Here is a 26,348-nt window from a genome sequence, read left to right as displayed (position 1 = left end):
CGGACCGTCACGCGGGACCGGCCGGGTAAGAGACGGCCTGGCGGATGAACGTCGCATTCTCGCCGTCGAGTTCGACCGTCGAGTTCTTGAACGAGGTGATCATCTCGGAGAACGCGGTGACCGCACCCGCGGCGTTGTTCAGCGACGACGTGACCTGTTGGTCGCCGCTACCGGCCACTTCGGTCATCGGATTCGTCGCACCGACGAATGCGCCGGTCAGCGCGCTGAACGAGGACGTGAGGGTGTATCCCTCGATCGTCGACGCCACCGCGGAGATGGAAGTGGATGCGCCACCCACCGCCCCTGGATTCACTGCAAAATCGGTCATGCTTCCCCCGTCCCGGACATGATCGCGTGAACTATAGCAACGACATACTGCTGTTTGGCGTCTTGAACGTTCTCATCGCAAGAAAGGCTCCTCGCGATGTCCGGGCCCTCCGGAGAAATCGTCGGCGATGGTGGCCGCCAGCTCGACGAACGACCGCTTCGTCGGTTTCGACATCAATTCAAGGTCGACATCCGCGCCTTCGGCGAGATGGTCGTCGAACGGGATCTTGTGCACGGCGCGACATCGCGTGAGAAAGTGCTGGCCCAGTTGGTCGGTGTCGATGGTCGACGACCCTGGCCGCGACGAACTCAGGACGACGACGGCGCGCGAGACGAGGTGTCCGAATCCGTGCGCTTCCAGCCAATCGAGGGTGGCGCCGGCGCTGCGGGCACCGTCGAGAGCCGGTGAGCTGACGAGGATGATCGTGTTCGCGAGGTCGAGGACCCCGTTCATCGCCGAATGGCTCAGGCCGGTACCGCAGTCGGTGATGATGATGTTGTAGAACCGCTGCAGCACGGTGATGACACCGCGGTACTCCTCCTCGTTGAACGCCTCGGCCATAGCCGGATCGCGCTCGGAGGCAAGGACTTCAAGTCGGCTGGGTGCCTGTGAGGTGTGCGCTCGGACGTCGGAGTAGCGGTAGACGTTCTCGTCGGCGAGCAGGTCGCGGACCGTCGACCGCGTCTGTTGCGGGATCCGTTGTGCGAGCGTGCCGAGGTCGGGGTTGGCGTCGACGGCGATCACGCGGTCGCCGCGCAGCGAGGCGAAGGTTGAGCCGAGACCGACGGTGGTCGTGGTCTTTCCGACGCCACCCTTCAGGGACAGCACGGCGATGCGGTAGTCCCCGCGGACCGGCCGGTTCACCCGTTCGAGTAGCTGCTGGAACGCGATGTCGCCCTGTGACTCACCGGGATTGATGGCGCCGGCCGACAATGTGTGCACCGCGCGGCGCCACCCGCGGCTCGGTGCGCGGCGCGCCTTGCGGATGAGCGCCACCTCGTCGAGCGACGGACCACCCTGCGGCGGAGCGTATCCGGGCTGCATCGGGTGCCCGGGAAAAGTGGGGAGGTGACCCTGACCGGCGGTCGGCCCGCCCTGCTGATGCGGGGGTTGGGGTGGGTAGCCGACGGGAGGCGGTGGCGACGGCTCGAAACCGCCCGGAGCTGGCGAGGGGCCCGGCACAGGGGCGGACCCGGGGGAGTACGGATCATGGGGTTCGTGCTGCCCCGGCGGGGGACCGGGAAAGAACGGTGCCTCGTGGTGCGGCGGTGCGGCGGCCGGAGGTTGTTCCGGGCTCGCCCAGCGCGTCGCGGGCGGCGCCTGGATCGGCTCGGCGTGTGCCGGTCCCGGGCGTTCCGGACCGGGATGTCCCGGCCCTTGATATGCCGGCCCCTGATGTGGCGGCCCAGCGTGTTCTGGCCCTGGGTGTTCGGGCCGTGGGTTTCCCGGGCGTGCATCAGAAGGCGGGACGGCGCCCCCGATCGGGTGGTCGAACGGTCCGGACCGCGGCGGTTGCGCATCGGCGCCCGCGACCCCCGGTGCCGTGAGTTCTGGGTGGGCTCCTGGGGCACCCGGCCTCCACATCGGCGCTTCGGTGCCGGGCTGATGATCCCCCGATGAATTTTGGTCATCCGGACGTTGGGGTGCCGTGTGAGGCGCATCCCCCGCGGGTGCCGGAGGTGGCGGCGCGAACTGCAGCCACGGCGGCGGCGCCGGCGCGTCGGCGTTCGAACCGTCGGGCGTCGTGGGGTTCTCGTACGTCATCGGTGAATCCTCTGGTCAAGCGGCCGGGCGGCGATCTCGTGGCTGCGTGATCCTGGTGGCGGCGTGCAGCGAACACCCTGCTCAGCGATCAGCCTCGGCTGCGTCGAGCGGCAGTCTACCCAAGGCCGGCGGCTGGTTCCGGTCTACGTCCACAGCCGATACTCGGCGCGTTTGGCATACCGCATCGTTGGTGTGGTGGCGTTGACCCGAGTATGGCAGTATCAGGCACTCAGCACATGAGCGCAGCGGGGTGCGCGGTTCTTCACGGATCCGCATGTGGGAGGTCGGGTTCTGTCGAACGAAAATTCGATGGAACCGTAACGGGCCCCGCCTGCGTCTTATTCGGCGTGAAGGGGGTGCACTGTCCATGACCTACTCCGAAGAGTCGGCGGTACGCGACGTCGATCGAGACGGCGACGACCCGTGGGCTGCTATGCGCGAGTTCTCGACTGCCCGATCGCGGTCCGGCGGTCTCGCGGTCCGAACCACCGCACACGGACTTCCGGTGGCTGTCCGCATCGACCCGTCCGAATTGCACAAGGACCCATCGGTGCTGGCCGGTGACATCCTGCGGCTCTGCCAACAGTCCGCGATGTCCGCCGGGATCCGCCTGCGGGACAGCCTCCTCGCCTCCGGGGTCGACCGTGACCTCGTCGGGGAGATGAACCTGCCGAGTTCCGACGATCTGGCTCGTGCCGAATGGCGCGACGACGAGGAGGCCGGCGCGCCGGCGTCGTGGTTGAAGCGATGAGCTGGGCGATGGACGAACTCGAGGCGCGTGCACAACGGCAACTCGACGGGCTGCACTCTTTCCAGGAGGCACTGCAGGCGGTCTCGGTCCGGGAGACATCCCCGGACGGACTGGTCACCGCCGAGGTCGACTGCAAAGGTGCGCTGACCGATCTACGGCTTGCCTATGGCGCCAACGAACTCGGTGCGGCACGTCTGGCGGAACAGATCGTCGCGACTTCGGCTCTCGCCGCGCAAAAGGTCTACGCCCGCATCGCCGTGGTGACCGACGAGTTCAACGAATCGTTCGGGGACATGCTCGGAGCTCGTCCGGCCGAATGACCTGTCCGACGCACAAGCAACCGATCGACCACACTGACCAACAAGGGGGTTCCAGATGACGAACGTCAAGGTGACACCAGAGGTTCTCGAGGGCTTCGCCGCCACCAACGCGGCGATGGCAACGGCCGTCGGCTCGGCGGGCTCCATCGACGCCGCAGCCAACACCGCGGCCATGGTGCCCGTCTTCGGGCTCATCGGACAGGAGTTCCTCGCGGCGTTCATCGCCGCGCAGGCAAGTCATCTCATGTCGGTGGGGCAACTGGCCGCGGTGCATGCGGCCACCGCGGCCTCGACCGCCGCGGGACTCGCCGAATTCGAGGGCACCGACGCCGCGAGCGCTGCGGCAATCCGTTCGGTGCTGTGACACCTCCACCACCGATGCCGGGCCTGCCCGGCATCCCCGACGTTCCGGCGCTCAACCACATGACGGTGCAGCAGATGATCGAGGCCACGCCGCTCGGGCCGATCCTCGATCGGACCGTTGGCGACGTGCTCGGCGGGATGGGGCTACCGCCCCTGCCCGTGCTGCCGCCGCTGCCTCCGATGCCCGGACTGCCTCCGCTCCAGCCTCCGAACCTGGACATCTTCATCAAGCCGATGACCGACCTCCTCGGCGGATTCGGCACCGGCGACCTCTCCGGCGGCGGCTTCGACCCGACGATCATCTTCGACAGCCTGACGAAGGTGCTCGAGACGTCGATGACCATGGGGCAGAGCGCACTCAAGCTCGCCGACCAACTGTGGGCGGGGCAAGGGGCGGTGAGCGCCGGCGCGAAGACCGCTGAGGCCGGTGCCGACAGCACCGCACTCGCGACCCAGGGTTCGGGAATCTCGTTCGACACCAAGGCCGCGGCGGGGATCGTTGCTAAAGGCCTGGCGATCGTGCAGGGCATCATCGCCGCGACGGTCGCGAAGCTCACGACGGTCATCCCGATGATCACCTCGCCGGCGATCGGCGCCGGTCTCACCCTGGCGGCCGGAATCGCTTCCATCGGTTTGTCTCAGGCCACCGCGGCAGTCGCCGTGACCCGGGCGGAGCTGCTTGCGCCGACCACGGCGATGGCCGTCAACGGCGCCCCCGTCGCCGTCACCGGTGCGCCCACCGCAGCCGCCGGGCAGTCACCGTTCACGCTCGCGAGTTCGATCCTCGACGTGGTGTCGCCTGCTGTCTCCACGGCGACGGAGCTACCGGCCTCCCTCATGCAGCCCATCAGCAAGATGCTCAACGTCGACCACGCGGACTCACCCTCGGTCGTTCCGGCGGCGTTGTCGACGAAACCCCACGGCGGGGGATCCGGTGGCGGGGGAGGCGGTGGTGGCGGCGGCGGGGGTGTCGGTGGCATCGGAATGATGTCGCCTCTCAGTACATCCCGTCCGACCGTGCCGACGAACTTCGCGGTCGGTGAGCCCGCCCTGGGCACTCCGACGGCCGCCCGGCCGACGACCACGGCACCAGCAGCCATGCCGATGGGCGGCGCTCCGATGGGTGCGGCAGGCGCTCGTGGGGCCGGTGCCGCCGAAGATCAGCACTCCGTGCCCGACTATCTCGTGACCGAGGACAACGGACGTCGCGTCGTCGGCGAATCCCCCGAGGTCGCGCCGGCGGTCATCGGTCACGAGGAGACAGCGGACAGCGAACCGAGTCCCGACATCGAATTACGGCTGGGTCTGCCCGGCCCCCAACGAAACGAGGATGTATGAGCAACGCCCAACTTCGGGTCGATCCCGCCGAATTGCTCTCGGCGGCAGCTGATCTCGACCGCATCGCAGACCGTCTCGAACTCGCGCTGACCAGCGCTGGCCGCGCACTCCCGGTGGCCGCGCAGGGCCGCGACGAGGTGTCGACGGCGGCGGCGGCCAGCTTCACGACGGTTGCCGAGGAGTTCGAGAAGGACTCGGCCACCGGAGTTCTCGAGATGCGCAAGATCGCGGCAGTGTTGCGTGCACAGGCCGCCGGATTCACCGAAGGCGACGCCGAGGCATCCGAGGCCTTCAAGGTCGCGCTGTAAGCGGCGCTCATCCGACGACGATCACACGCGACCACCATCACGCAAGACGAACCTGACGCCGCCGAGGGGAGGGCACCATGATCGGCTTCACCGGAGTCAACTGGGATACACGCACCACCGAACAGCTCGCCACCGACCTCGGCGCCGGACCCGGTCCCGCGCCCCTGGCGGAAGCGGGTGTCGCCTGGGCGTCACTGGCCACCGACATCGGCGAGGCGGGTATCGAATACGCGGCAGTACTCGCCCGGTTGGGAGTGCATTGGCAGTCCGCCCACGCCAGCGCCGCGTTCGAGAAGCTCACCCGGCTCGCACCCTGGTTCGCCGAGACGGCCGGCCGGGCTGCGGACAACGCCCTGCGTGCCGAGTCGCAGGCGGCTGCGATCACGGTGGCGCGCTTGCAGATGCCGGACCTCGCCGAGGTCGCCGTTGTCGAGAAACTACAGGAGATCACCACCACGGCCACCGTCGTCGCGCCGATCATCGCCGGTGCCGCGGCCCAAGCCGAGCGTGCCGTGCACCAGCAGCGTCTGCGCGCGGCACGTGTCATGCAGACCTACGAGCAGGCGACCGAGCCGGTCGGTGCCCCGTGGGAATCCGGCCGTCCAGCACCGGATCTCGTATCCGGAGATGCGCTCGCGGCTGAACGGGCGGCCGCAGCCCGCGCCGTCGCGCCGCCCGCCGCCCCGGTCTCGGCGCCGGCTGCGGTGCCGATGTTCGGCGGGTTGCCCGGCGCCTTCGCACCACCGGCCGAGAAACTCAGGTACGCACCGACGGTGGTCGCCGCGGGACAAGCACAGGCCGCGTCGTCGATGGTGACCTCGGGTACGTCGGCGACATCGACAGGGGCCGGCGTCCCGCCTCCCATGACGCCCGGCGTCGTCCCCGCCGATCGGACCACCGCCCTGCGGACGGTCGCCGCCGACGCGGCCGCAGAGGTATCCGAAGGCCCTTCCGCCTCCGAGTCGGCCGAAGCTGCGGACACACCGGCCACGTGGGCGGACATCGCCACCGCGGAACAACCTGCGGCGCACTATGTGTCGGCCGCCTGGCGCGACGCGTCCGGCGTCGACCCGCGGTATCTCTCGGAGACCCTGATGCTCGGTGGCCCGGGAGAGAGCCGATGATGCCGATGACCCACGACGCCGGGACGGTGTTCGATCTCGCGGTCCTGCGGCGCGTCGGCGAGCGGTTCGGCGTCCAGACCTGGCCCGTCGTCCTCGATCTGGGGGGCACGGTGGATACGGGGTCACCGTCGGCGACAGACCGTGAGGCCGACGCCGCCATCAACGAACTCGGTCTCGTCGAGCACGGCGAACCGAGCCTGTGGACCGCGACGGTCCTCCGGGTCCTGGCGCAGCCGCAGCGAGAGATCGAGATCAGGTCGTATTCCGACTCCGGTGTTCGGCGTGTCTGTCTGGCACGCAACGGTCATGACCACGTGGTCGCCGTGAGGTGCGGTGGCCGGATCGAGTTGACGATCGTCGACGTCGCCGACGTGGCGGCGCTCGCCGCACTAGTACGGGCGCAGTTCGACTCCGAACGGGTACCGCCCGCGGAGTTCACCGCGTTCTCCGCGCCCGCTGACGAGGTCGTCGACCGTCTCGGTCGCTGTGCGTCGGGCGCGGAGACCACGGACGCACTCCACGCGCTGGGTGCGACGCCCGCGGACGCGATGGTCGTCTCGTCGGCGTTCGCGTCGTGCCGTACGCGAACCGAGATCGTCGCCTCGATGAACGAGGACGGCCGGTTTGCTCAATCTTCTGGGGCCATAGCGATTTTCGACACCGATCGGGGTCGAGTCGTGACGAGTCCCAGTAAGTCCCCGGACGGTCGGGTGTGGACCACCCTGTCGCCGGGATCGGGTCATCGAATCGCACAGGCCGTCGGCCTGTTGATAGAGACCCTGCCCGGCGGAACATGGATGCCATGATCCGCACGGGGGGATTTCGCGGAACAGACCGCCGCGGAAGACAACTGTCAGGGGTATCTGTGTCACGGATACCAACGGGGGCATCGCCGATCGGTGCCGTTACACAGGAGGAGAACTCATGCTGAACTTGCCAGGAGCAGGCGGCGGTGCCGGCGTCACGGTGAACGTCGCAGACGGACAGGCCACCGCGGCCAGGGTCGGCAGTCTCGTCGAGGAGATGAAGGACACGATCAAGCAGATCGCGCAGCACGCTGGCAACGCGACGCCCACGTGGCAGGGCTCGGCGGGCGTCGCCTTCGACGGCACGCACACCGACTGGAACAAGGCCGCGCTCACCATGAATCAGCTGCTCGAGCAGATCAAGACCCAGCTGACCAACGGTTTCGCCGGCTACGAGGACCAGGACGCCGCCGCGGCTCGCGGCCTCGGCACCAACGTCTGACCCACACCGTCCCAACCCCACGCTCCGGAAAGGAACCACCATGAACGGTTCGATCAACTACGACTTCGCCGCCCTCGGCGACCTCAGCGGCGGCCTGCGGGCGGCCTTCGCACAGCTCGAAGACCTCAACAGCCAGCTCAAGGCGCAGGTTGCAGCGCTCGACGGTAACTGGAACTCCCAGCAGGCCAAGGCTGCCTACCTCGACGCGCAGAGCGCCTTCGACCGGATCTTCACCCAGTCCCGTGACTCGCTGACCTCGCTGGAGCAGGGCGTCAGCAACGCCAGTCGCATCATGCAGGACACCGACTCGGCGATTGGATCGGGCTTCCGCGGTCTCGTCTGATCCGGGGCCCGGGCACCCGGGCTCGACCGCCCCGACGGGGACTCACGGGGTGCATCCTGCGGGTCCCCGTTCTCGGGGCCGGGCGCGCCGCACCCAACAGCCACGCCAGGACCTCGTCGTGCGATAGCGTCAGCACCTACAAGCTCCGAGGCTGACCGGCCTCGAGCGAGCAGTACTCGACGAGGAGGCAGCGGTGGCATCAGCCAGCACCGTCGGAGGTGGCCGGGAGCAGTTCACCCGTAACTCCGGCTTCATCTTTGCCGCAATCGGTTCCGCCGTGGGACTCGGCAACATCTGGCGATTTCCCGGCGTGGCCTACGAGAGCGGCGGCGGCGCCTTCCTCATTCCGTATCTGATCGCCCTTCTCACCGCGGGCATCCCGATCCTGTTTCTCGACTACGCCGTCGGGCACCGCTTTCGCGGTACTGCGCCGTTGTCGTTCCGGCGTATCAAGAAGCCCGTCGAGGCGCTGGGTTGGTTCCAGACCGGCTTGCTGTTCGTCATCGGCGTCTACTACGCAGCAGTCATCGCGTGGGCGCTGAGCTACTTCTTCTTCTCGTTCAAGCAGAGCTGGGGCGACGATCCCGCGACGTTCTTCACCCAGGACTATCTCAAGGTCGGTGACCCCGGCGTGTCGACGACCATCGTCGGAGGGGTCGCGCTACCGCTCGTGGTCGTGTGGTTGGCGGTGCTGGCCGTCCTCATCCTGGGCGTCGCCAACGGCATCGAGAAGGTCAACATCGTCTTCATTCCATTGCTGTTCATCGGGTTCGCGGGACTGGTGATCCGCGCCGTGACCCTGCCCGGCGCAGCCGAAGGTCTGAATGCGCTCTTCACCCCGGATTGGGCCGCACTGAAAGACCTCGATGTCTGGATCGCCGCCTACAGTCAGATCTTTTTCTCACTGTCGATTGCGTTCGGCATCATGATCGCCTACGCGTCGTTCCAGCGACGGCGGGCCAACATGACCAGTTCCGGACTGGTCGTCGCCTTCGCCAACTCGTCGTTCGAGATCTTGGCCGGTATCGGTGTCTTCTCTGCGCTCGGGTTCCTCGCCTACCAGCAGCAGGTGGCGGTGTCGGACCTGGAAGGGCTGACCGGTCCGATCCTGTCATTCGTCACATTCCCTGCGGTCATCTCGGAGATGCCGGGTGCCGCCTTCTTCGGCGCCCTGTTCTTCGGCTCGCTGGTCATCGCCGGTTTCACGTCGTTGATCTCGCTCATGATCGGAGTCTCCGGCGCGCTCCAGGACAAGTGGGGAATCAGTCGTACCAAGGCCGCCGTCGGCGTCTCCGGGATCTGCGGACTGATCTCGATCGCACTGTTCTCGACGACTTCGGGTCTGATCGCGCTGGACACCGTGGACATGTTCGCCAACAACGTCGGCGTGGTCTCGTCCGCCATCATGATGACGATCATCCTGATCTGGGTCCTCCGCCGCGGAGACATGCTTCGGCAGCATCTGAACGCTGTGTCGACGTTCAAGGTCGGCCGGATATGGCTGGCCCTGGTCGGGGTCGTCGCGCCGATCTTCCTCATCATCATGCTGGTTCAGAAGGTGTGGTCGGTCATCGACGAGGGCTATGAGGGATACCCGACCTGGTACCTCGGTGTCTTCGGTTGGGGCACGATCGCCCTGGTCGTCGTGGCATCGGTGTTGCTCACCCTGCCGTCGTGGAAGGGGCGTGATCAACCGGATTTCCTACCCTGGCCACCCTTGTCCGATGTGGGTCGCGCGGGCGGCCCGACCACCAAGGAGACCGTCCGATGAGTGGTATCGCCGTCGTCATGCTCATCGTGTCGATCACCATCGTGTGGGGTGGTCTCGTCGCGAGTATCGTGTTCCTGAGGCGTCGACCAGAGGTCGAGGGGCTGGCGGAGGACCCGGACGTGGTCCGCGCCGACGACGAGCGTGCCGCACGCCCCCACCCGTCCCGCGACACCTGACGCGCCGCTTCGCTCGCCCTGCTCTACGGACCTCGACGCTCGGTCCGATAGCCTGAATCGAACGCATACGCGCTGGATCAAGTGGCGCCCGAACGCGAACGACAAGGGGATCAGATGACGACTGCTCAGGACGAGCTGAAGGCCGACAGCCGCAACGGAATCGACTACAAGGTGGCCGACCTGTCCCTCGCGGACTTCGGCCGCAAGGAGATCGAGCTCGCCGAGCACGAGATGCCCGGACTCATGGCACTGCGTCGCGAGAACGCAGACGTGTTGCCGCTCAAGGGTGCTCGCATCTCCGGGTCGCTGCACATGACGGTTCAGACCGCGGTGCTGATCGAGACCCTGGTGGCGCTCGGCGCCGAGGTCCGCTGGGCGTCGTGCAACATCTTCTCGACTCAGGACCACGCCGCCGCTGCGATCGTGGTGGGTCCGAACGGCACCCCGGATGACCCGAAGGGGGTCCCGGTCTTCGCCTGGAAGGGCGAGACGCTGGAGGAGTACTGGTGGGCCGCCGAGCAGATGCTGACCTGGCCGGACGAGCCGGCGAACATGATCCTCGACGACGGTGGCGACGCGACCATGCTGGTGCTGCGCGGCGCCGAGTTCGAGAAGGCCGGCGTCGTACCGCCCGCCGAAGACGATCATCCCGCCGAGTACAAGGTGTTCCTCGAGTTGCTGCGCAAGCGCTTCGAGACCGACAAGGGCAAGTGGACGGCGATCGCCGAGTCGGTTCAGGGCGTGACCGAGGAGACGACCACCGGTGTCCTGCGCCTGTACCAGTTCGCAGCGGCCGGTGAACTCGCGTTCCCCGCGATCAACGTCAACGACTCGGTCACCAAGTCCAAGTTCGACAACAAGTACGGAACCCGGCACTCGCTGATCGACGGGATCAACCGCGGCACCGATGTCCTCATCGGCGGCAAGAAGGTTCTGATCTGCGGCTACGGCGACGTGGGCAAGGGTTGTGCCGAGTCGCTCGCCGGTCAGGGCGCACGCGTGCAGGTCACCGAGATCGACCCGATCAACGCCCTGCAGGCCCTCATGGACGGCTTCGACGTCGTGACGGTGGAGGACGCCATCGGCAACGCCGACATCGTCATCACCTCCACCGGCAACCTCGGGATCATCACGCTGGAGCACATGCGCGCGATGAAGCACCAGGCGATCCTGGGCAACATCGGCCACTTCGACAACGAGATCGACATGGCCGGCCTCGAACGCTCCGGCGCCAAGCGGATCGTCGTCAAGCCGCAGGTCGACCAGTGGATCTTCGAGAACGGCAAGTCGATCATCGTGCTGTCCGAGGGGCGCCTGCTGAACCTCGGCAACGCCACGGGTCATCCGTCCTTCGTGATGAGCAACAGCTTCTCCAACCAGGTCATCGCGCAGATCGAGCTGTGGACCAAGAACGACGAGTACGACAACGAGGTCTACCGTCTGCCCAAGCACCTCGACGAGAAGGTGGCGCGCATCCACGTCGAGGCACTCGGCGGCAAGCTCACCAAGCTCACCAAGGAGCAGGCCGAGTACATCAACGTCGATGTCGAGGGTCCGTACAAGCCGGATCATTACCGGTACTGATCCAACGCGGAAACGCCTGCACGACGAAGAAGAGCCCCACCGAGGTGGGGCTCTTCTCCTGTCTGGGCCTTGGTCTGGCCACGGCGGCTCGCCCGGGCGCTCAGGCGCCGATGTCCGGTTCGGCGTCCGGGCAGTAGATCCAGGCCCCTTGCTCGTTCCGGAAACGCTCGTTCGACTTCTCCGAAGCCGTTCGCTGGCCGCTTCTTTCGAGGTGCGAGAGCACTTCGGACTGGGCGACGTTGCCGTCGATGACGGTGTCGAGGAATCCGTCGAGAACGATGTCGCCGCCATCGGCGGGCGGGGCATCGGTGATGCGGTCGCGTGACTGGGTGCAGACGGCCGAGCGCATCTGCTGCACGTCGCGGGCATTGCGGGCGGAGATGTACGCCAGCAGGGCCGCGCGGATCTCCGACAGCGCGGCCGGGTCGTCGGACCCGGCTTCCGAACCCGATCCGCCCGGGACGGAGCTACTCGAGCCAACGCTGGGCGACGACGGAGCAGACTCGTTCGCGACTGCGGAATCGTCTGTGCCCGAACGGGTCACGACGAGCGTGACGACGAGTGCGAGCACTGCGACGAGCGCGACTCCGCCGATCACCCAGGCCACGACTGCTCCGGTGTTGCCGCGCCGAGGCGGCATCGGTGGACCCGGCGGACCGCCGAAGCCCTGACCGTAGGGGCCGGGTGTGTGAGGGCCCGGGCCATAGGGTCCCGACGGCGGCCGGCCGTACGGGCCGGAGGGGCGAGGTGGGCCGTACGGCGGTGGGATGCGACCCGCCGGTGGGTGGGGTGCGGGCCCCGGGCGGTGGCCAGGGCCGGGATCGCCGCCGTGCGGCCCGGGGCCGTACGGCGGAGGCCGGCCACCGGGTGGTGGTGGCTGATAGGTCATGAGAGCCCTCCCACATCGTTGTCTCCAGGCTAACCAAGCACTGGGGCACGGCCATCCGTGCAGTCATTCGAACGGTGCCGGCGGCGCGCCGTCCGTCATGCGCTGTCCGCCGAGCGATGCCCGCCGGGTCAGGGGGTCAGGACACCCGCGAGGGAGTCGATGTCCTCGCCGTCGAATCGGTGCCACGGCGACGCCCACCCCATCTCGGCGAGTTGTCGGTAGACGGCATCCACCCGACGTTGCAGGGCGTCGTCCAGTTCGTAGGCGTCGCGTGCCCTCGTCGCGTCCCGGTCGGCGCGCTCGGCCGCGCGTCTCATGGCGACCTCCGGTGGAACTCCCAGCAGCACATGCTGATCGGGAACGGGCAGGCCGAAGCGTCCGAATTCGAGGTCGGCGACCCACCCGGCCACCTCGCCGGTGGCGTCCTGGTGGAGTCGGGCCGCGTTGTATGCGGCATTGGAGGCGACGTAGCGGTCGAGGATGACGATGTCGTTGTCCGCGGTGGCGGCGGCGATGTCGTCGACGGCCGCCGCGCGATCGAGTGCGAAGAGCAGCGCCATCGCGTACACGCTCCCCCGGAGGTCGCCGTGGGACCCGTGCAGGGCTTCGGCGGCGATGTCGGCGGTCGCCGACTGCCCGTAACGGGGAAAGGTGAACGTCGTGACCCGCAGGCCCTGCGCCGTCCACCGGTTCACCAGCCCGGTCACCAAGGTGTTCTTCCCGGCGCCGTCGATCCCCTCGACAGCAATCAAATGGCCCACCCGGGGGAGTCTAGGTGGGTGCCCCGGATCGGGTCAGAACGCCCGTCCCGGCGCGTCGATCACCACGGTTGCATCACGGTGGTGTCACCATTGAGGGCATGAAGCCCCGCATCCTTGTCGTCGACGACGACGCCGCACTCGCCGAGATGCTGACGATCGTGTTGCGCGGCGAGGGTTTCGAGCCCTTCGTGGTCGGCGACGGTACGCAGGCGCTGACCGCGGTGCGCGAGATTCGTCCCGACCTGGTGCTGCTCGACCTCATGCTCCCCGGCATGAACGGCATCGACGTCTGCCGCGTGCTGCGCGCCGATTCCGGTGTGCCGATCGTCATGCTGACCGCGAAGTCCGACACCGTCGACGTCGTGTTGGGTCTCGAGTCCGGCGCCGACGACTACATGGTGAAGCCCTTCAAGCCCAAGGAGCTCGTCGCACGCGTCCGCGCACGTCTGCGTCGTACCGACGAGGAACCCGCCGAGCTGCTGTCGATCGGTCCGGTCGAGATCGATGTGCCCGCGCACAAGGTGACCCGCGACGGCGTGCCGATCTCCCTCACGCCGCTCGAGTTCGACCTCCTCGTCGCGCTCGCCCGCAAGCCGCGCCAGGTGTTCACGCGGGACGTCCTGCTCGAACAGGTGTGGGGATACCGGCATCCGGCGGACACTAGACTCGTCAACGTGCATGTCCAGCGGTTACGCGCGAAGGTCGAAACCGACCCGGAGAATCCCGAGGTCGTCCTGACGGTGAGGGGGGTCGGCTACAAGGCCGGCCCGCCGTGATCGGTCGATCTCGACGACGGGTCAACAGCACTCTCGGACGCTTCACCCGCACTGCCGGCGCTGTCGGGCGTGTCTTCGGGCACATCTGGCGGCGCTCGCTGCAATTGCGGATCGTGGTGTCCACGTTGGTGCTGTCGGTCGTCGTGCTCTTGATACTCGGTTTCGTGCTCGTCTCCCAGATCACCGATCGCCTGCTCGACGTCAAGCTCGCGGCGGCGACCGAGGAGATCGACCGTGCCCGGATCTCGGTGGAACGAGATCTGTCCAGTGGCGCCGGGAACATGTCGGTGCAGAACCGCCTACGCCAGACGCGGTCGCTGCTGACCGACCGCGACGCCGACACCGGACAGGCGTCGGGCGCGGTCGGTGCCTTCGACACCGTCCTGCTGGTGCCGGGGGGTTCTGACAACGGCATCGCCAGCGGCGTCGGCCCCACCGCGGAGATCCCGCCGAACCTGCGCGACATGGTGCGGGGCGGGCAGGTGGCCTACCAGTACACCCAGGTCCCGGACGGTTCGGGCGGGCGGGCGCCCGCGCTGATCGTCGGGACGCCGACCAATGCGTCGGTCCCGGGTCTGGAGTTGTATCTGGTCTTCCCGCTCACCGCCGAACAGAACACGCTGGACCTGGTCCGCGGCACGCTGCTCACCGGCGGTGTCGTGCTGTTGGGTCTCCTCGCGGCCATCGCCTGGCTCGTGTCCCGGCAGGTCGTCATCCCGGTGCGGTCGGCGTCGCGGATCGCCGTGCGTTTCGCCGACGGGCGGCTGAAGGAACGAATGCCGGTGCGCGGTGAGGACGACATGGCCCGACTGGCGATGTCGTTCAACGACATGGCGGAGAGTCTGTCCAAGCAGATCACCCATCTCGAGGAGTTCGGCGGGCTGCAGCGGCAGTTCACCTCCGACGTCAGTCACGAGCTGCGCACACCGCTGACCACCGTGCGGATGGCCTCGGATGTGCTCTACGAGGGCCGAGAGGATCTCGACCCGGTCCGCAAGCGTTCGGTCGAGTTGCTCGACAAGGAGCTCGACCGGTTCGAGACGCTCCTCAACGAGCTCCTGGAGATCTCCCGCCACGACGCGGGCATGGCCGAGCTGGCCGCCGAGCGCATGGACATGGCGATTCCCATCGACGGAGCACTCGCCACCGTCGGTCATCTCGCGGAGGAGACCGGTACCGAGCTCATCCTCGACCTTCCCGCCGAGCCGGTCCTCGCCGAGATCGATCCGCGCCGCGTGGAACGCATCCTGCGCAACCTGCTCGCCAACGCGATCGACCACGGCGAACGCAAACCGGTCACCCTCACGATGCGGTCGGACGGGGATGCGGTCGCGATCACCGTGCGCGACCAGGGAATCGGTCTGCGTCCGGGGGAGGAGAAGCTGGTGTTCAACCGGTTCTGGCGGTCGGATCCCTCCCGGTTCCGGCGCTCCGGCGGCACCGGCCTCGGCCTGGCCATCAGCATCGAAGATGCGCGTCTGCACCAGGGCCGGCTCGAGGCCTGGGGCGAGCCGGGCAAGGGCGCCTGCTTCCGGCTGACCCTGCCGCTCGTCCGGGGCCACAAGGTGCTCGGCTCGCCGCTCCCGCTGAAGTCCGTCGGAACGCTGCAGCGGACATCGGCGGCCAAGCCGTCCGGTCGCGCGGCCGGCGGTCCCGGGGCGGGGGCGGAATGATCCGGACATCCCGGCCGAGCCGCGGTGCCGGAACGCTGATGCTGATGATCGCGGCCTTGCTCGCACTCACCGCGTGCGGCGCCATACCCAGCGATTCCTCGCCGCAACCGATCAAGTCGTTCGAGCGGCAAGGTGCCACCAACGCCGTGCCGGTGCCGCAGGCCGACATGGACCCCGAGGCGCTGGTCCGGGCATTCCTGAAATCCACCGTCGACCCCGAGTCGAGTCATGGAGCGGCGCGCGCTTTTCTCACACCCGTCGCGTCCCAGCAGTGGGACGATCGCGGCGACGCGCTCATCATGGACGAGATCAACACCTTCGTGGACCAGCGCAACGAGGACTCGGTGCGCATGCGTCTGATCGGCGACAACGTCGGCACCCTCAAGTCCGACGGTCAGTTGCTCCCGGCATCGGGACGCGTGGAGACCAGCATCAGCCTCACCCGGTCGGGAGACCAGTGGCGCATCGACGGGCCGCTGCCGAACGGGACCATGATCGACCGCGACCAGTTCGACAGCACCTACCGACCGGTGTCGCTGTACTTCAGCGACCGCACCGGGCGGCGGCTGGTTCCCGACCCGCGGTGGTTCTACGCGGGGCAGGCAACCGATCCGACCGTGCTCGTGAACCGGCTCATCGGAGGACCGGCGGCCGACTTGGCGGCGGCGGTCGACAGCGGGTTCCCGAACGGTTCGACCCTGCGCGGCCCGGTGGTCGGTCTGGCCGGCGGCGGGGTGCGCATCGATCTCGACGGCATCGGCAGCGCGCCGATCCGGGACCGCACCGTTCTGGCGGCGCAGGTGATCTGGACCCTCGACGGCGCCGACATCGCCGGCCCGTATGTCATCGACGCCGACGGGGCTCCCCTCGCCGCCGAACGTGCCTCCGGCTGGCAGACCGCCGACGTCCGGGCCTTCGACCCCAACGCGACACCCGCCACCGACGTCGGTCTGAACATCATCGCGGGCGGGGCCCTGCGGGCGGTCACCGACACCGCGACCGTGCCGGTTCGCGGTCCGCTCGGGTCGTCGCGCGATCTGCGGTCGGCGAGCATCTCCGACAACGGCACACGGGTGGCGGCGGTCCGCAGCCTGTCCGGCCCGGGCGCCCGGCTCGAGGCGGTGACCGGCGACTACGGCGGCGACGTCGGTCCGATCATCGGCGGGACATCCATCACCCGGCCGTCCTTCGGGGCGGACGAGAACACCGTGTACGTCGTCGTCGACGGTCGTCCGATGCAGTGGCAGCGCGACGACGACGGCACCCGGACCGTTCCGGTCGAGGCGTCGTCGATCCCGACGGTGGCGCGCGGTGCCATCACCGAGATGCAGGTGGCCCCCGACGGGGTCCGGGCCGCACTCGTCGTCGGCGGACAGATCGTGTACGCAGTGCTGTCGACCAACACCGAGGGGCAGGTGTCGCTGACGAGCCCGCGGATCGCCGCCTACAACATCGGCAACCGCGCCGTCTCGGTGGACTGGGCGTCGCCGACGACCCTGATGATCGCGCGGGAGGCACCGGAGTCGCCGGTCGTCCAGCTGTCGATCGACGGTACGCCCGCCGTCGGTCTGCTCAGCGGCAACGTCTCGCCGCCGGTACGGGCCGTCGTCGCCAACACGTCGACGATCTACGTGGGCGATCAGCGCGGCGTCCTGCGTCTGGGCAGCAGCAACGGTCAACCCGACCAGTACTGGACCGAGGTCGAACCCGCGATGATCCGGGGAGCGATCCCCGTCCTGCCATGAGGCGCGGCTAGGCCGCCGCGACCACGACGACGGCCGCGACGTCGATCCCCGCGGCGGACAGCACGCGTACCGATTCGGCCGCCGTCGCGCCTGTGGTCATGACGTCGTCGACGAGGATCGCGATCGCCCCGCGGGTCGGTTGTGCACCGGCGCGCAGTCGCACCGCCCCGCGGAGATTGAGAGACCGCGACCGTGCGTCGAGACCGGCGGAATCGCGGGCGGTCGCCGCCGTCACCAGCAGGGGCGCGACGCGGACCCGTCGGCCGAGCCGGTGTGCCGCGTGGGCGGCGAGTGCGGTGACCGGGTCGCCGCCGCGGCGACGGGCGGTCATGCGGCGGGTAGGGGCGGGAACCAGGACGAGTTCGTCGGCGTCGGGCAGCTCCCGCCACCCGGCGAGGACGCGGACGGCGTGGGCGAGCGCCTCGCCGAGCGGGGGGATCAGATCCCGCCTGCCGTGTTCCTTGATCTCGATGACCGCCCGGCGGTGCGGACCGCGATAGCGTCCGAGCGTCCAGACCGCGACCCCGGGTGAGACGCGTGGACTCACCGAGATCGGTGCGTCGGACAGCGTGGCGTCACATCGGGGGCACCACCGGACCCCGGGCCGGCCGCATCCTCCGCACAGCAACGGGAACACCAGATCGGCCCCCGCCTCGAGAACCTGCCGCCGCAATGTCATCGGCCGACGGTAGTCCGTGTGGGCCGACCCGGACGGGAACGTCGTCGCCGCTGTGGACAACCCGTGCCCGCGTCTGGTGGGACCTTGTGCCCCGATTGTCCCGACATGCCGACACCGCTCGGCAAAACGTGGCCGAGACCCGAAGTTGCGGCTACGGTCGGGGGTACAGCAGGTTGCCGGGAAGGACCGACGAGGTCCTCGTGCCGGCCGCGACCGCTTTGTCGGGAGGTGATGCCCCTGTCTTTGAGTGTCAGCTGTCAGCTGACATGGACACTTCCTCGGTGCCGTTCACATCATCAGTGCGACAACAGATCACGATGATCCACCCGGCTTCGGGACAATTCAGGAGGTAGTTGAATGTCCACAGTCATCCACCGCAAAGGCCAGCGCGAACCGAAGACCGCCGACCCCAGGCCGACCGTGGAGGAGGGCCTCGCGCCCGACCATCCGCCCGCCCAGACCGATTCCTACGATCCAGAATTCGCCTTCGTCCGGCCACCGGGAACGGTGGAGTCCGACGACCCGGCACAACCCACCGCCACCGTGGTGTTCAGCGGACGCAACGTCGAGATCCCCGACCACTACCGCGTCTACGCCGGCGACAAGCTCGCGCGTCTCGAGCGATTCGATCCGACGATCTTCCGCTTCGACGTCGAGCTGAACCACGAACGCAATCGCAGACAGTCCAAGGTGTGTCAGCAGGTCGAGATCACCGCCACCGGCAAGGGCCCGATCGTGCGGGCGCAGGCCTGCGGCGAGAATTTCTACGCCGCTCTCGAACACGCACTGGACAAGGTCGAGTCCCGTTTGCGCCGGGTCAAGGACCGCAGGCGCGTCCATCACGGCAACCGTCGCCCGCTGTCGGTCGCCGAGGCCACCGAGATCGGGGCGCCACCGCTGCGCGACAACCAGCTCTCCGTCGACGCGCTCGTCGGTGAGACCGATGGGGTGGCCGGTTCGGCGGATCGGTGGGACGACGGCGTCGAGGAGTACACGCCCGGTCAGATCGTGCGCGTCAAGGAGCACACCGCGGTGCCGATGACCGTCGACGACGCCCTCTACGAGATGGAACTGGTGGGGCACGACTTCTTCCTGTTCCACGACAAGGAGACCGACAAGGCCTCCGTCGTCTACCGCAGGCATGCGTTCGACTACGGACTCATCCGCCTGACCTGACGCAGGCAGCCGGCCCGGTCGTGGCCGTGACGCCCCTCGCTCAACCCGGGCAGGACCCGAGTAGGGACGTCGTGGCCATCCGATCAGGGTCTGCTCAGCTCACCTCGGTACCATGGGATCCGGTCTGTGCGTATGCGCGGGCCGGATTCCGTGTGTTTTCTACAGGTGAGGAACTCGATCCACGGTGCTGAACAAGCTGTTGCGTGTCGGCGAAGGCCGCATGGTCAAGCGACTCGACGCGATCGCGTCCCACGTCGAGACCCTGTCCGACGACATCGAGGCGCTGTCCGACGCCGAGTTGCGCGCCAAGACAGACGAGTTCAAGGAGCGTCTCGCCGACGGCACGACGCTCGACGAGTTGCTGCCCGAGGCGTTCGCGGTCGCCCGCGAGGCCGCGTGGCGCGTGCTCGACCAGAAGCACTTCCACGTGCAGATCATGGGTGGCGCGGCCCTGCACTACGGCAACATCGCGGAGATGAAGACCGGTGAGGGCAAGACCCTGACCTGCGTGCTCCCCGCGTACCTCAACGCGCTGGCCGGTGACGGCGTGCACGTGGTCACCGTCAACGACTACCTCGCCAAACGTGACTCCGAGTGGATGGGGCGCGTCCACCGCTTCCTGGGACTCGACACCGCCGTGATCCTCACCGGTATGAGTTCGGCGGCCCGTCGCGAGGCCTACGCAGCCGACATCACCTACGGCACCAACAACGAGTTCGGCTTCGACTACCTGCGCGACAACATGGCGCACTCCCTCGAGGACCTGGTCCAGCGCGGACACACCTTCGCCATCGTCGACGAGGTCGACTCGATCCTGGTGGACGAGGCCCGGACCCCCCTCATCATCTCCGGACCCGCCGAGGGTTCGAGCAAGTGGTACACCGAGTTCGCGCGGATCGCGCCGCTGCTCGAGCGCGACGTCCACTACGAGGTCGACATCAAGAAGAAGACCGTGGGCGTCCACGAGGCGGGCGTCGAGTTCGTCGAGGACCGCCTCGGCATCGACAACCTCTACGAGGCCGCGAACTCGCCGCTGGTCAGCTACCTGAACAACGCCATCAAGGTCAAGGAGCTGTTCCACCGCGACAAGGACTACATCGTCCGCAACGGCAACGTCATGATCGTCGACGAGTTCACCGGTCGTGTGCTCGACGGACGCCGCTTCAACGAGGGCCTGCACCAGGCCATCGAGGCGAAAGAGGGCGTCGAGATCAAGGCCGAGAACCAGACCCTCGCCACGATCACCCTGCAGAACTACTTCCGCCTCTACGAGAAGCTGTCCGGCATGACCGGTACCGCCGAGACCGAGGCCGCCGAGTTCGACCAGATCTACAAGCTCGGGGTTCTGCCCATCCCGACCAACAAGCCGATGATCCGCAAGGACCAGGGCGATCTCATCTACAAGACCGAAGAGGCGAAGTTCGCCGCGGTCGTCGACGACGTCACCGAGCGTCACGAGAAGCGTCAGCCGGTGCTGATCGGCACCACGAGCGTCGAGCGCTCGGAGTACCTGTCCCGGCAGCTCAAGAAGCGCGAGATCCCGCACAGCGTCCTCAACGCGAAGTTCCACGAGCAGGAGGCGCAGATCATCGCCGAGGCCGGCCGTCTCGGCGCGGTCACGGTGGCCACCAACATGGCCGGTCGCGGCACCGACGTCGTGCTCGGCGGCAACCCCGACATCATCGCCGACACCCGTCTGCGCAAGGCCGGGCTCGATCCCGTGCAGACCCCCGACGAGTACGAGGCGGCGTGGGACGAGGCCATCGAGGTCGCGCGCAAGGATGCCGCGGAAGAGGCCGAGGCGGTCCGCGAGGCGGGCGGGCTCTACGTCCTGGGTACCGAGCGTCACGAGTCGCGTCGTATCGACAATCAGCTGCGCGGACGCTCCGGTCGTCAGGGCGACCCGGGAGAATCCCGGTTCTACCTCTCGGTCGCCGACGAACTCATGCGCCGCTTCAACGGGGGTGCGCTCGAGGCGATCATGAACCGCCTGCCCGACGACGTGCCGATCGAGGCCAAGATGGTCACCAAGGCCATCCGGAGTGCGCAGACGCAGGTCGAGCAGCAGAACTTCGAGATGCGCAAGAACGTCCTCAAGTACGACGAGGTGATGAACGAGCAGCGCAAGGTCATCTACGCCGAGCGTCGCACGATCCTCGAGGGTGAGGACCACCACGAGCAGGTCAAGCAGATGATCGACGACGTGGTGTCGGCGTACGTCGAGGGAGCGACGGCCGAGGGTTATGCCGAGGACTGGGATCTCGACGAGTTGTGGACCGCGCTGCGCGCGCTGTACCCGATCGAGCTCGATCCCAAGGACGTGGTGGGCGAAACCGAATTCGGCGAGCGCGACGACATCTCGGCCGAGGAGTTGCGTGAGCGGCTCGTCGCCGACGCCCGCGACGCCTTCGACCGTCGCGAGAAGCAGATCGACGAGCTCGCCGGCGAGGGCGCGATGCGTCAGCTCGAGCGGAGCGTCCTGCTGAGCGTCCTGGATCGCAAGTGGCGCGACCACCTGTACGAGATGGACTACCTGCGCGAGGGCATCCACCTGCGCTCGATGGCGCAACGCGACCCGGTCGTCGAGTACCAGCGCGAGGGCTTCGACATGTTCCACGGGATGCTCGAGGGCCTGAAGGAAGAGGCACTCGGCATCCTGTTCAACGCCCAGGTACAGACCGAGCAGCCCGCCCCGCAGCAGCCGCTGCCGAGCGCTGCCGACCTCCGTGCGGCCGTCGGTGCGGGCGCGCCCGCCCCCGCGCCGCTCGCCGACTCGGGTAACCAGGCCCCTGCTGCCCTGCGCGCATCGGGCCAAACGGTCGATCCCGAGGTCACCTACTCCGGTCCGGGGGAGGGCGGCGGAACGGTCGTGCACTCCGAGGAGGAAGAGCTCTCGGGTGCCGCGGAGTCGGCCAGCCGGCGCGAGCGTCGCGCCGCGGCCCGCGCGAACACCAAGGGCGCCCGGCCCAAGCCGCCGAAGGCGAAGAAGCAGCGCCGCTGACTTCCGTCCCCGCCGGAACCCGGCGGGGTCGGTGGAGTAGGTGGGTCGGCGCAGACTCGCGCGAAGATCGATGGAACCGGTGACGGTGCTGGTGCGTCCAAACCCCATGCACACGCTTCTCCCAACCCAGACGCTTCCTCCGACCCAGACACCCCGGGTCCGGGTTCGCACGGCCCCGCCGTATGAGCCGGCCGGTGTCGGTACGCCGGCCCGGGCGGTCGCGGCTTCGGTCGCCTCGCGACGTGCGGTCGTGGGGGCGGGCCCGGGTGCCGGCTCCGCACGAAAGACCGTTGCGGCCGCCGCCGAGGCCCGCCGCTTCTCGATCGCCGTGTCCCGTCTGCTGTTCGAGGTGATAGATCGTCGGCGGGCGATAGCCCACCTCGGCGACGTCGTCTCTCCCGCGGTCGCCGACCAGGTCGGGGCGCTGGTCCGGCACGATGCCTTCCGTGTCGTCGACCCGGCGTCGCCGGTGACGCAGCAGGCCATCGCCGGAACCGTGCTGCATCGGGTGCACGTGCAGTTGTGCGACATCAGCGCTGCGGAGGTCTTCGGTTCGTATGCCGCCGGCGCGCGGGTCCGTGCGTTCGCGGGCCGCATCGAGCGCAAACCGTGCCGTGTCCGCGGCCCGCGGGAGCCCGGCGCGCGTCGTTCGCTCGGTCAGGTCGAGTACCGCTGGCAGCTGGTCGCGCTGGAATTCCACTGAGCGCGCTGTCGGTCGTCGCGACAGGTGTCGCCGGGTCGCCCGGGGCATCGCGGTACGTCCGGAACCGGGCCGCGCACGGATCGGGCGACTAGGATCGGCGTCGTGGTCAACCGGCTGTCGCCCCGCGACGCGATGTACTACTTCCTCGACGATTCGCGGTCGACGACGCATCTCGGCGCGTTGCTGATCCTCGAGCCCGCCGGCGCCGACCCCGCTCGCGAGGGTGAGTCCGCCTCCGGACCCTCCCGATCTGAATCTGCCCCAGCTGGATCTGCCCCAGCTGGATCTTCACGTGACGATCTTGCACGGCCGACGCTGGACTACGCCGCGCTGGTGTCGCTGGTGGAGAACCGGTTGCAGCTCATCCCGCACTACCGGCAGGTGGTCCGGGAGGTCAGCCTCGGACTCGCGCGTCCGGTGTGGGTGGACGACCCCGATTTCGACATCGACTTCCACATCCGTCGCGCCGGACTGCCTCGACCGGGCGGGGCATTCGATCTGGACGACCTCGTCGCACGGGTGATGTCCCGGCCGCTCGACCGCACCCGCCCGCTGTGGGAGATGTACCTCATCGAGGGCCTCGCCGACGGGCGGCTCGCCATCCTCACGAAGTCCCACCGCTGCCTCATCGACGGCGCCGCCGCGCGGGAGATCAGTGAGGTCATCTGCGACGGCATCGACGCGCCCGAACCGTTGCCCGAGGATCTCTGGATGCCCGGGTCACCTCCTGGCGACACCAGCCTCGTCGTCGGTGCGCTCGCCGAGGCGCTGGCCCGCCCCGGCGACCTGGTCGAGACGGTGATCCGAGGCAACGGGCTCGTCTCGGAGATGCGTTCGGCCGTCGGGACCACCGCACGCCGGGTCGGGGACGTCGTGTCCCAGCTGACCGACTCCGCGCCCCGCAGCCCACTGAACAACGCGGGAACGACGACCCGGTCCTTCACCTCCACGAAACTGCCGCGCCGCGGATGCGCGAAGATCGCCGAGCGCCACGCCTGCACCGTCACCGACGTCGAGCTCGCCATCATCTCCGGCGTGATGCGGAAGTGGATGCTGTCGTTCGATCCGGCCGAGGGCCCCGCCGACACCGTCCGCGTGGTGGTGCCGTTGGCGGTGCGCGATCCGGGAGTGGAGCTCACCGCCGAACCCGACCCGGGCTGGATAGGTGTCGGCAAGCCGAGCTTCGTGACAGATCTGCCCGTGGGAGAAGACAATCCGACGGTTCGTCTCGCGCAGGTCGCCGGACTCGCGGACCGGTACGCCCAGTCGTCGCGACGGATGACCCGCGGGCCGAGTCCGCTCTTCTCCGACCTCGGGGTCGTGCCGTTCCCGGAGATCAGTTCACGCGCGTTCCGCTCGCTCAACAGTCGTGCCTACAACGTGCCCGTCGCGATGAGCTCGGCCCCCATACCGGACCGGTTCGTCCTCGGCACGCCGGTGCGGCAGATGTACTCCATTCCGACGCTCGTCTCCCAGCGGGCGCTGGCGATCAGCGTCATCGAGTACGGCGATCATCTCCAGTTCGCGTTCGTCGCCGATCGCGGGGTCATCGGGGATCTGCCCGCGATGGCGGACTACGTCTTCGAGTCGTACGAAGAACTGGCGCACTCGGACTGAACGAGGCCGACCGCTCCGGGGTCGGCGCAACGCGTCCTCCGCCCATGCCACGGATAGGGTGGTCGGTACCACTGCACGGCGAGCCGACAGGAGACGGAGAACGCATGAGGGTGTACCTGCCGGCGACGCTGGCAATGCTGTTGCAGCTCAACGCCGATGGCGAGTTCCGTCCGCTCGGTGGGACGGGCTTCGCGCTGACACCCGCGTTGCGTGAGGCGTTCGTCTCGGGAGACGACGAAGAACTCTCGGAGGTCGCGCTGCGCGAAGCCGCACGCGCGTCGCTGCGGCTGCTCGCCGGCGAGGCACCCGAACCCGGTGACGCCGCCGCGGACGCCGAACTCGCGGCGGACGAGGCGTCGACAGGGCCCGGGGGGACCGCGTCGTTGCCTCCTCGACGAGTCGTGGTCGCCGCCGATGTCGAGGACGTCACGCTGCGGCCCGACCTCGACGACGCCGTCGTCAAGGTCGGCGTTCCGATCCCGCTCTCGGCGATCGCGTCCGTCCACGTCGACGTGTCGGAGGCCGAGGACAAGGTCCGCGCGGCGGTCGTGGTGATCGACGCCGCCGACATGGGCGACCTCGACGCCGAGCTCGCCGTCGGGGACGTGGAGGACTTCGATCTGGCCTGGTACGCGACGCAAGAACTGCCGTTTCTGCTCGAGCTGCTCTGACTCCTCTCCACAACCTACGGTTGCGTAGGTTACTGTGATCCGACAGTGCTTCCCTGACGTCGAAGGCGGTATGTGCGATGGGTCTGCTCGAGCGGTTCGAGGAACCGGTCTCCGGTGTCGCGGCCCGCAACCGCGGTGTGCAGTGGGTTCGGGCCGCCCTCACCCGCATCACGACACCACTGCTTCCCGACGACTATCTGCATCTGGCCAATCCGCTGTGGTCGGCGCGCGAACTGCGCGGCAAGGTCGTGTCGGTGTCCCGCGAGACGGAGGACACCGCGACCATCAGGATCCGGCCCGGATGGGGATTCTCGTTCGACTACGCGCCCGGCCAGTACGTCGGCATCGGCGTACTGATGGAGGGTCGCTGGACCTGGCGGTCGTATTCGCTGACCTCGACGCCCGATGCGTCGGCGAGCGACAAGACGATCTCGATCACGGTCAAGGCGATGCCCGAGGGGTTCCTGTCGAGCCACCTGGTGAACGGTCTGACGCCGGGCACGGTCGTCCGCCTCGCGGCACCTCGCGGCGAGTTCGTACTGCCCGATCCGCTGCCGCAGAAAATCCTCTTCGTCACCGCGGGCAGCGGACTCACGCCGATCATCTCGATGCTGCGCACCGTCCGACACCGCAAGCAGCACACGGACATCCGGCTCGTCCACTCGACTCCGACGCCCGGTGACCTGCTCTTCGCCGACGAACTCGACGAGCTCGCGGCCGACGGGATCGTCGATCTGCACGTCCAGTTCACCCGGACCGACGGGCAGGTGACGCCCGAGAGCCTCCCGTCGCTGTGCGCGGACTGGCGGGAGCGTCAGACATGGGCGTGTGGGCCCGCCGGGTTCCTCGACGGTCTCCACCGCCTTTACGACGATGCGCGGCTGGGCGATCAGTTGCACATCGAGCGTTTCGCGTTGGAACGCGGCGTCGTGGGCGCACAGGGCGGCACCGTGACCTTCGGCCGGTCGGGCAAGACGGCGACCATCGACGGTGCGACCACCCTGCTCGAGGCGGGGGAGTCGGCCGGGGCGATCATGCCCTTCGGCTGCCGCATGGGCATCTGCCAGAGTTGCGTGGTCATGCTCGACAAGGGGTGTGTCCGCGACCTGCGGTCCGGCGTCGAACACGTCGAGGGGGAACGGATACAGACCTGCGTCAGCGCGGCTGCGGGTGACTGCACCTTGGACGTCTGACCAGCGATTTGCGTTCCGTGCGGCTCATCGTCGCGCCCCAGCCGGT

26 protein-coding genes are annotated in these 26,348 nt (G+C 68.2%); 21 read left to right on the top strand and 5 right to left on the bottom strand.

Annotated elements, in window-relative coordinates:
• Window positions 1-7: 7 nt before the first annotated feature.
• The gene (locus ACSUZC_RS17230; protein ID WP_439029711.1) at window positions 8-328 is read right to left on the bottom strand and encodes a hypothetical protein; all 321 of its coding nucleotides are present in this window, start codon (window positions 326-328) and stop codon (window positions 8-10) included.
• 72 nt (window positions 329-400) lie between these two features.
• On the bottom strand, window positions 401-2,092 hold the full coding sequence (locus ACSUZC_RS17225) for an AAA family ATPase (RefSeq protein ID WP_439029710.1): 1,692 nt from the start codon (window positions 2,090-2,092) through the stop codon (window positions 401-403).
• Between the two features lie 367 nt (window positions 2,093-2,459).
• Between ACSUZC_RS17225 and ACSUZC_RS17220 the strand changes: the two genes are divergently transcribed.
• The 12 genes from ACSUZC_RS17220 (at window position 2,460) to ahcY (ending at window position 11,418) form a co-directional block, all read left to right on the top strand.
• Window positions 2,460-2,843 carry a hypothetical protein gene (locus ACSUZC_RS17220; RefSeq protein ID WP_439029709.1) on the top strand — a complete coding sequence of 128 codons (384 nt, stop codon included), beginning with the start codon at window positions 2,460-2,462 and terminating at the stop codon, window positions 2,841-2,843.
• A gap of 8 nt (window positions 2,844-2,851) precedes the next feature.
• Window positions 2,852-3,163 (top strand): YbaB/EbfC family nucleoid-associated protein, encoded by a 312-nt coding sequence (locus ACSUZC_RS17215; protein WP_439033161.1) that lies wholly within the window; start codon window positions 2,852-2,854, stop codon window positions 3,161-3,163.
• A 55-nt stretch (window positions 3,164-3,218) separates the two neighbouring features.
• The gene (locus ACSUZC_RS17210; protein WP_238422603.1) at window positions 3,219-3,527 is read left to right on the top strand and encodes a type VII secretion target; all 309 of its coding nucleotides are present in this window, start codon (window positions 3,219-3,221) and stop codon (window positions 3,525-3,527) included.
• A 14-nt stretch (window positions 3,528-3,541) separates the two neighbouring features.
• Window positions 3,542-4,864: a hypothetical protein gene (locus tag ACSUZC_RS17205; RefSeq protein ID WP_439033160.1), complete on the top strand. Its 1,323-nt coding sequence runs from the start codon at window positions 3,542-3,544 to the stop codon at window positions 4,862-4,864.
• Complete coding sequence (locus tag ACSUZC_RS17200) at window positions 4,861-5,172, top strand: PE family protein (RefSeq protein ID WP_439029708.1); 312 nt, start codon at window positions 4,861-4,863, stop codon at window positions 5,170-5,172. The genes ACSUZC_RS17205 and ACSUZC_RS17200 overlap by 4 nt, the downstream gene beginning before the upstream one ends.
• 77 nt (window positions 5,173-5,249) lie before the next feature.
• Entirely contained in the window at window positions 5,250-6,296 is a 1,047-nt protein-coding gene (locus ACSUZC_RS17195) for a PPE domain-containing protein (RefSeq protein WP_439029707.1), read from the top strand.
• A complete protein-coding gene (locus ACSUZC_RS17190) occupies window positions 6,293-7,102 on the top strand; it encodes an ESX secretion-associated protein EspG (protein WP_439029706.1) in 810 nt (269 codons plus the stop codon). The genes ACSUZC_RS17195 and ACSUZC_RS17190 overlap by 4 nt, the downstream gene beginning before the upstream one ends.
• A gap of 118 nt (window positions 7,103-7,220) precedes the next feature.
• Window positions 7,221-7,544 (top strand): WXG100 family type VII secretion target, encoded by a 324-nt coding sequence (locus ACSUZC_RS17185; protein WP_439029705.1) that lies wholly within the window; start codon window positions 7,221-7,223, stop codon window positions 7,542-7,544.
• A 40-nt stretch (window positions 7,545-7,584) separates the two neighbouring features.
• A complete protein-coding gene (locus tag ACSUZC_RS17180; RefSeq protein WP_439029704.1) occupies window positions 7,585-7,887 on the top strand; it encodes a WXG100 family type VII secretion target in 303 nt (100 codons plus the stop codon).
• 193 nt (window positions 7,888-8,080) lie between these two features.
• On the top strand, window positions 8,081-9,658 hold the full coding sequence (locus ACSUZC_RS17175) for a sodium-dependent transporter (RefSeq protein ID WP_439029703.1): 1,578 nt from the start codon (window positions 8,081-8,083) through the stop codon (window positions 9,656-9,658).
• On the top strand, window positions 9,655-9,834 hold the full coding sequence (locus tag ACSUZC_RS17170; RefSeq protein WP_439029702.1) for a methionine/alanine import family NSS transporter small subunit: 180 nt from the start codon (window positions 9,655-9,657) through the stop codon (window positions 9,832-9,834). The genes ACSUZC_RS17175 and ACSUZC_RS17170 overlap by 4 nt, the downstream gene beginning before the upstream one ends.
• A 114-nt stretch (window positions 9,835-9,948) precedes the next feature.
• The gene (gene ahcY, locus ACSUZC_RS17165; protein ID WP_439029701.1) at window positions 9,949-11,418 is read left to right on the top strand and encodes an adenosylhomocysteinase; all 1,470 of its coding nucleotides are present in this window, start codon (window positions 9,949-9,951) and stop codon (window positions 11,416-11,418) included.
• Between the two features lie 100 nt (window positions 11,419-11,518).
• Here ahcY and ACSUZC_RS17160 read toward each other — a convergent pair whose 3' ends face one another.
• Together ACSUZC_RS17160 and ACSUZC_RS17155 are read right to left on the bottom strand one after the other, a co-directional pair.
• Window positions 11,519-12,058: a hypothetical protein gene (locus tag ACSUZC_RS17160; protein WP_439029700.1), complete on the bottom strand. Its 540-nt coding sequence runs from the start codon at window positions 12,056-12,058 to the stop codon at window positions 11,519-11,521.
• A gap of 377 nt (window positions 12,059-12,435) precedes the next feature.
• Window positions 12,436-13,068: a dTMP kinase gene (locus ACSUZC_RS17155; RefSeq protein ID WP_439029699.1), complete on the bottom strand. Its 633-nt coding sequence runs from the start codon at window positions 13,066-13,068 to the stop codon at window positions 12,436-12,438.
• Window positions 13,069-13,166: 98 nt separating this feature from the next.
• On the opposite strand from ACSUZC_RS17155, the gene mtrA reads away from it, so the two are divergent.
• From mtrA to lpqB, 3 genes are read left to right on the top strand one after another with little or no spacing between them, the layout of a single operon-like run.
• Window positions 13,167-13,844: an MtrAB system response regulator MtrA gene (gene mtrA / locus ACSUZC_RS17150; protein WP_004023513.1), complete on the top strand. Its 678-nt coding sequence runs from the start codon at window positions 13,167-13,169 to the stop codon at window positions 13,842-13,844.
• Window positions 13,841-15,517 carry an MtrAB system histidine kinase MtrB gene (gene mtrB, locus ACSUZC_RS17145; protein WP_439029698.1) on the top strand — a complete coding sequence of 559 codons (1,677 nt, stop codon included), beginning with the start codon at window positions 13,841-13,843 and terminating at the stop codon, window positions 15,515-15,517. The genes mtrA and mtrB overlap by 4 nt, the downstream gene beginning before the upstream one ends.
• Window positions 15,518-15,555: 38 nt before the next feature.
• Window positions 15,556-17,262, top strand: coding sequence for an MtrAB system accessory lipoprotein LpqB (gene lpqB, locus ACSUZC_RS17140; RefSeq protein WP_439033159.1), 1,707 nt, complete (start codon window positions 15,556-15,558; stop codon window positions 17,260-17,262).
• A gap of 7 nt (window positions 17,263-17,269) precedes the next feature.
• On the opposite strand, the gene ACSUZC_RS17135 is transcribed toward lpqB, so the two are convergent.
• Window positions 17,270-17,941 carry a ComF family protein gene (locus ACSUZC_RS17135; protein WP_439029697.1) on the bottom strand — a complete coding sequence of 224 codons (672 nt, stop codon included), beginning with the start codon at window positions 17,939-17,941 and terminating at the stop codon, window positions 17,270-17,272.
• A gap of 357 nt (window positions 17,942-18,298) precedes the next feature.
• On the opposite strand from ACSUZC_RS17135, the gene hpf reads away from it, so the two are divergent.
• The 6 genes from hpf (at window position 18,299) to ACSUZC_RS17105 (ending at window position 26,302) form a co-directional block, all read left to right on the top strand.
• Window positions 18,299-19,117 (top strand): ribosome hibernation-promoting factor, HPF/YfiA family, encoded by an 819-nt coding sequence (gene hpf, locus ACSUZC_RS17130; protein ID WP_439029696.1) that lies wholly within the window; start codon window positions 18,299-18,301, stop codon window positions 19,115-19,117.
• Window positions 19,118-19,301: 184 nt separating this feature from the next.
• A complete protein-coding gene (gene secA / locus ACSUZC_RS17125; protein ID WP_439029695.1) occupies window positions 19,302-22,118 on the top strand; it encodes a preprotein translocase subunit SecA in 2,817 nt (938 codons plus the stop codon).
• Between the two features lie 250 nt (window positions 22,119-22,368).
• Window positions 22,369-22,821, top strand: a complete 453-nt coding sequence (locus ACSUZC_RS17120; RefSeq protein WP_439029694.1) for an Rv3235 family protein — start codon at window positions 22,369-22,371, stop codon at window positions 22,819-22,821.
• A gap of 102 nt (window positions 22,822-22,923) precedes the next feature.
• Entirely contained in the window at window positions 22,924-24,438 is a 1,515-nt protein-coding gene (locus ACSUZC_RS17115) for a wax ester/triacylglycerol synthase domain-containing protein (protein ID WP_439029693.1), read from the top strand.
• 104 nt (window positions 24,439-24,542) lie between these two features.
• Window positions 24,543-25,109 (top strand): DUF6912 family protein, encoded by a 567-nt coding sequence (locus ACSUZC_RS17110; protein ID WP_439029692.1) that lies wholly within the window; start codon window positions 24,543-24,545, stop codon window positions 25,107-25,109.
• 77 nt (window positions 25,110-25,186) lie between these two features.
• Entirely contained in the window at window positions 25,187-26,302 is a 1,116-nt protein-coding gene (locus tag ACSUZC_RS17105; RefSeq protein ID WP_439029691.1) for a ferredoxin reductase, read from the top strand.
• The last annotated feature ends 46 nt before the right edge of the window (window positions 26,303-26,348 follow it).

Origin of the sequence: Gordonia terrae (assembly GCF_051789125.1) — a bacterium.
In the GTDB taxonomy this organism is placed as follows: domain Bacteria; phylum Actinomycetota; class Actinomycetes; order Mycobacteriales; family Mycobacteriaceae; genus Gordonia; species Gordonia terrae_A.
Note: the sequence above shows the minus strand (reverse complement) of the source record. Positions and strands in the feature narration are given on the sequence as shown.

What these genes read in the sequence shown, in the direction of transcription:
- ACSUZC_RS17230 (WP_439029711.1), bottom strand. Translation starts at nt 328, where the DNA reads ATGACCGATTTTGCAGTGAATCCAGGGGCGGTGGGTGGCGCATCCACT.
- ACSUZC_RS17225 (WP_439029710.1), bottom strand. Translation starts at nt 2,092, where the DNA reads ATGACGTACGAGAACCCCACGACGCCCGACGGTTCGAACGCCGACGCG.
- ACSUZC_RS17220 (WP_439029709.1), top strand. Translation starts at nt 2,460, where the DNA reads ATGACCTACTCCGAAGAGTCGGCGGTACGCGACGTCGATCGAGACGGC.
- ACSUZC_RS17215 (WP_439033161.1), top strand. Translation starts at nt 2,852, where the DNA reads ATGGACGAACTCGAGGCGCGTGCACAACGGCAACTCGACGGGCTGCAC.
- ACSUZC_RS17210 (WP_238422603.1), top strand. Translation starts at nt 3,219, where the DNA reads ATGACGAACGTCAAGGTGACACCAGAGGTTCTCGAGGGCTTCGCCGCC.
- ACSUZC_RS17205 (WP_439033160.1), top strand. Translation starts at nt 3,542, where the DNA reads ATGCCGGGCCTGCCCGGCATCCCCGACGTTCCGGCGCTCAACCACATG.
- ACSUZC_RS17200 (WP_439029708.1), top strand. Translation starts at nt 4,861, where the DNA reads ATGAGCAACGCCCAACTTCGGGTCGATCCCGCCGAATTGCTCTCGGCG.
- ACSUZC_RS17195 (WP_439029707.1), top strand. Translation starts at nt 5,250, where the DNA reads ATGATCGGCTTCACCGGAGTCAACTGGGATACACGCACCACCGAACAG.
- ACSUZC_RS17190 (WP_439029706.1), top strand. Translation starts at nt 6,293, where the DNA reads ATGATGCCGATGACCCACGACGCCGGGACGGTGTTCGATCTCGCGGTC.
- ACSUZC_RS17185 (WP_439029705.1), top strand. Translation starts at nt 7,221, where the DNA reads ATGCTGAACTTGCCAGGAGCAGGCGGCGGTGCCGGCGTCACGGTGAAC.
- ACSUZC_RS17180 (WP_439029704.1), top strand. Translation starts at nt 7,585, where the DNA reads ATGAACGGTTCGATCAACTACGACTTCGCCGCCCTCGGCGACCTCAGC.
- ACSUZC_RS17170 (WP_439029702.1), top strand. Translation starts at nt 9,655, where the DNA reads ATGAGTGGTATCGCCGTCGTCATGCTCATCGTGTCGATCACCATCGTG.
- ahcY (WP_439029701.1), top strand. Translation starts at nt 9,949, where the DNA reads ATGACGACTGCTCAGGACGAGCTGAAGGCCGACAGCCGCAACGGAATC.
- ACSUZC_RS17160 (WP_439029700.1), bottom strand. Translation starts at nt 12,058, where the DNA reads ATGCCGCCTCGGCGCGGCAACACCGGAGCAGTCGTGGCCTGGGTGATC.
- mtrA (WP_004023513.1), top strand. Translation starts at nt 13,167, where the DNA reads ATGAAGCCCCGCATCCTTGTCGTCGACGACGACGCCGCACTCGCCGAG.
- lpqB (WP_439033159.1), top strand. Translation starts at nt 15,556, where the DNA reads ATGCTGATGATCGCGGCCTTGCTCGCACTCACCGCGTGCGGCGCCATA.
- ACSUZC_RS17135 (WP_439029697.1), bottom strand. Translation starts at nt 17,941, where the DNA reads ATGACATTGCGGCGGCAGGTTCTCGAGGCGGGGGCCGATCTGGTGTTC.
- hpf (WP_439029696.1), top strand. Translation starts at nt 18,299, where the DNA reads ATGTCCACAGTCATCCACCGCAAAGGCCAGCGCGAACCGAAGACCGCC.
- ACSUZC_RS17110 (WP_439029692.1), top strand. Translation starts at nt 24,543, where the DNA reads ATGAGGGTGTACCTGCCGGCGACGCTGGCAATGCTGTTGCAGCTCAAC.
- ACSUZC_RS17105 (WP_439029691.1), top strand. Translation starts at nt 25,187, where the DNA reads ATGGGTCTGCTCGAGCGGTTCGAGGAACCGGTCTCCGGTGTCGCGGCC.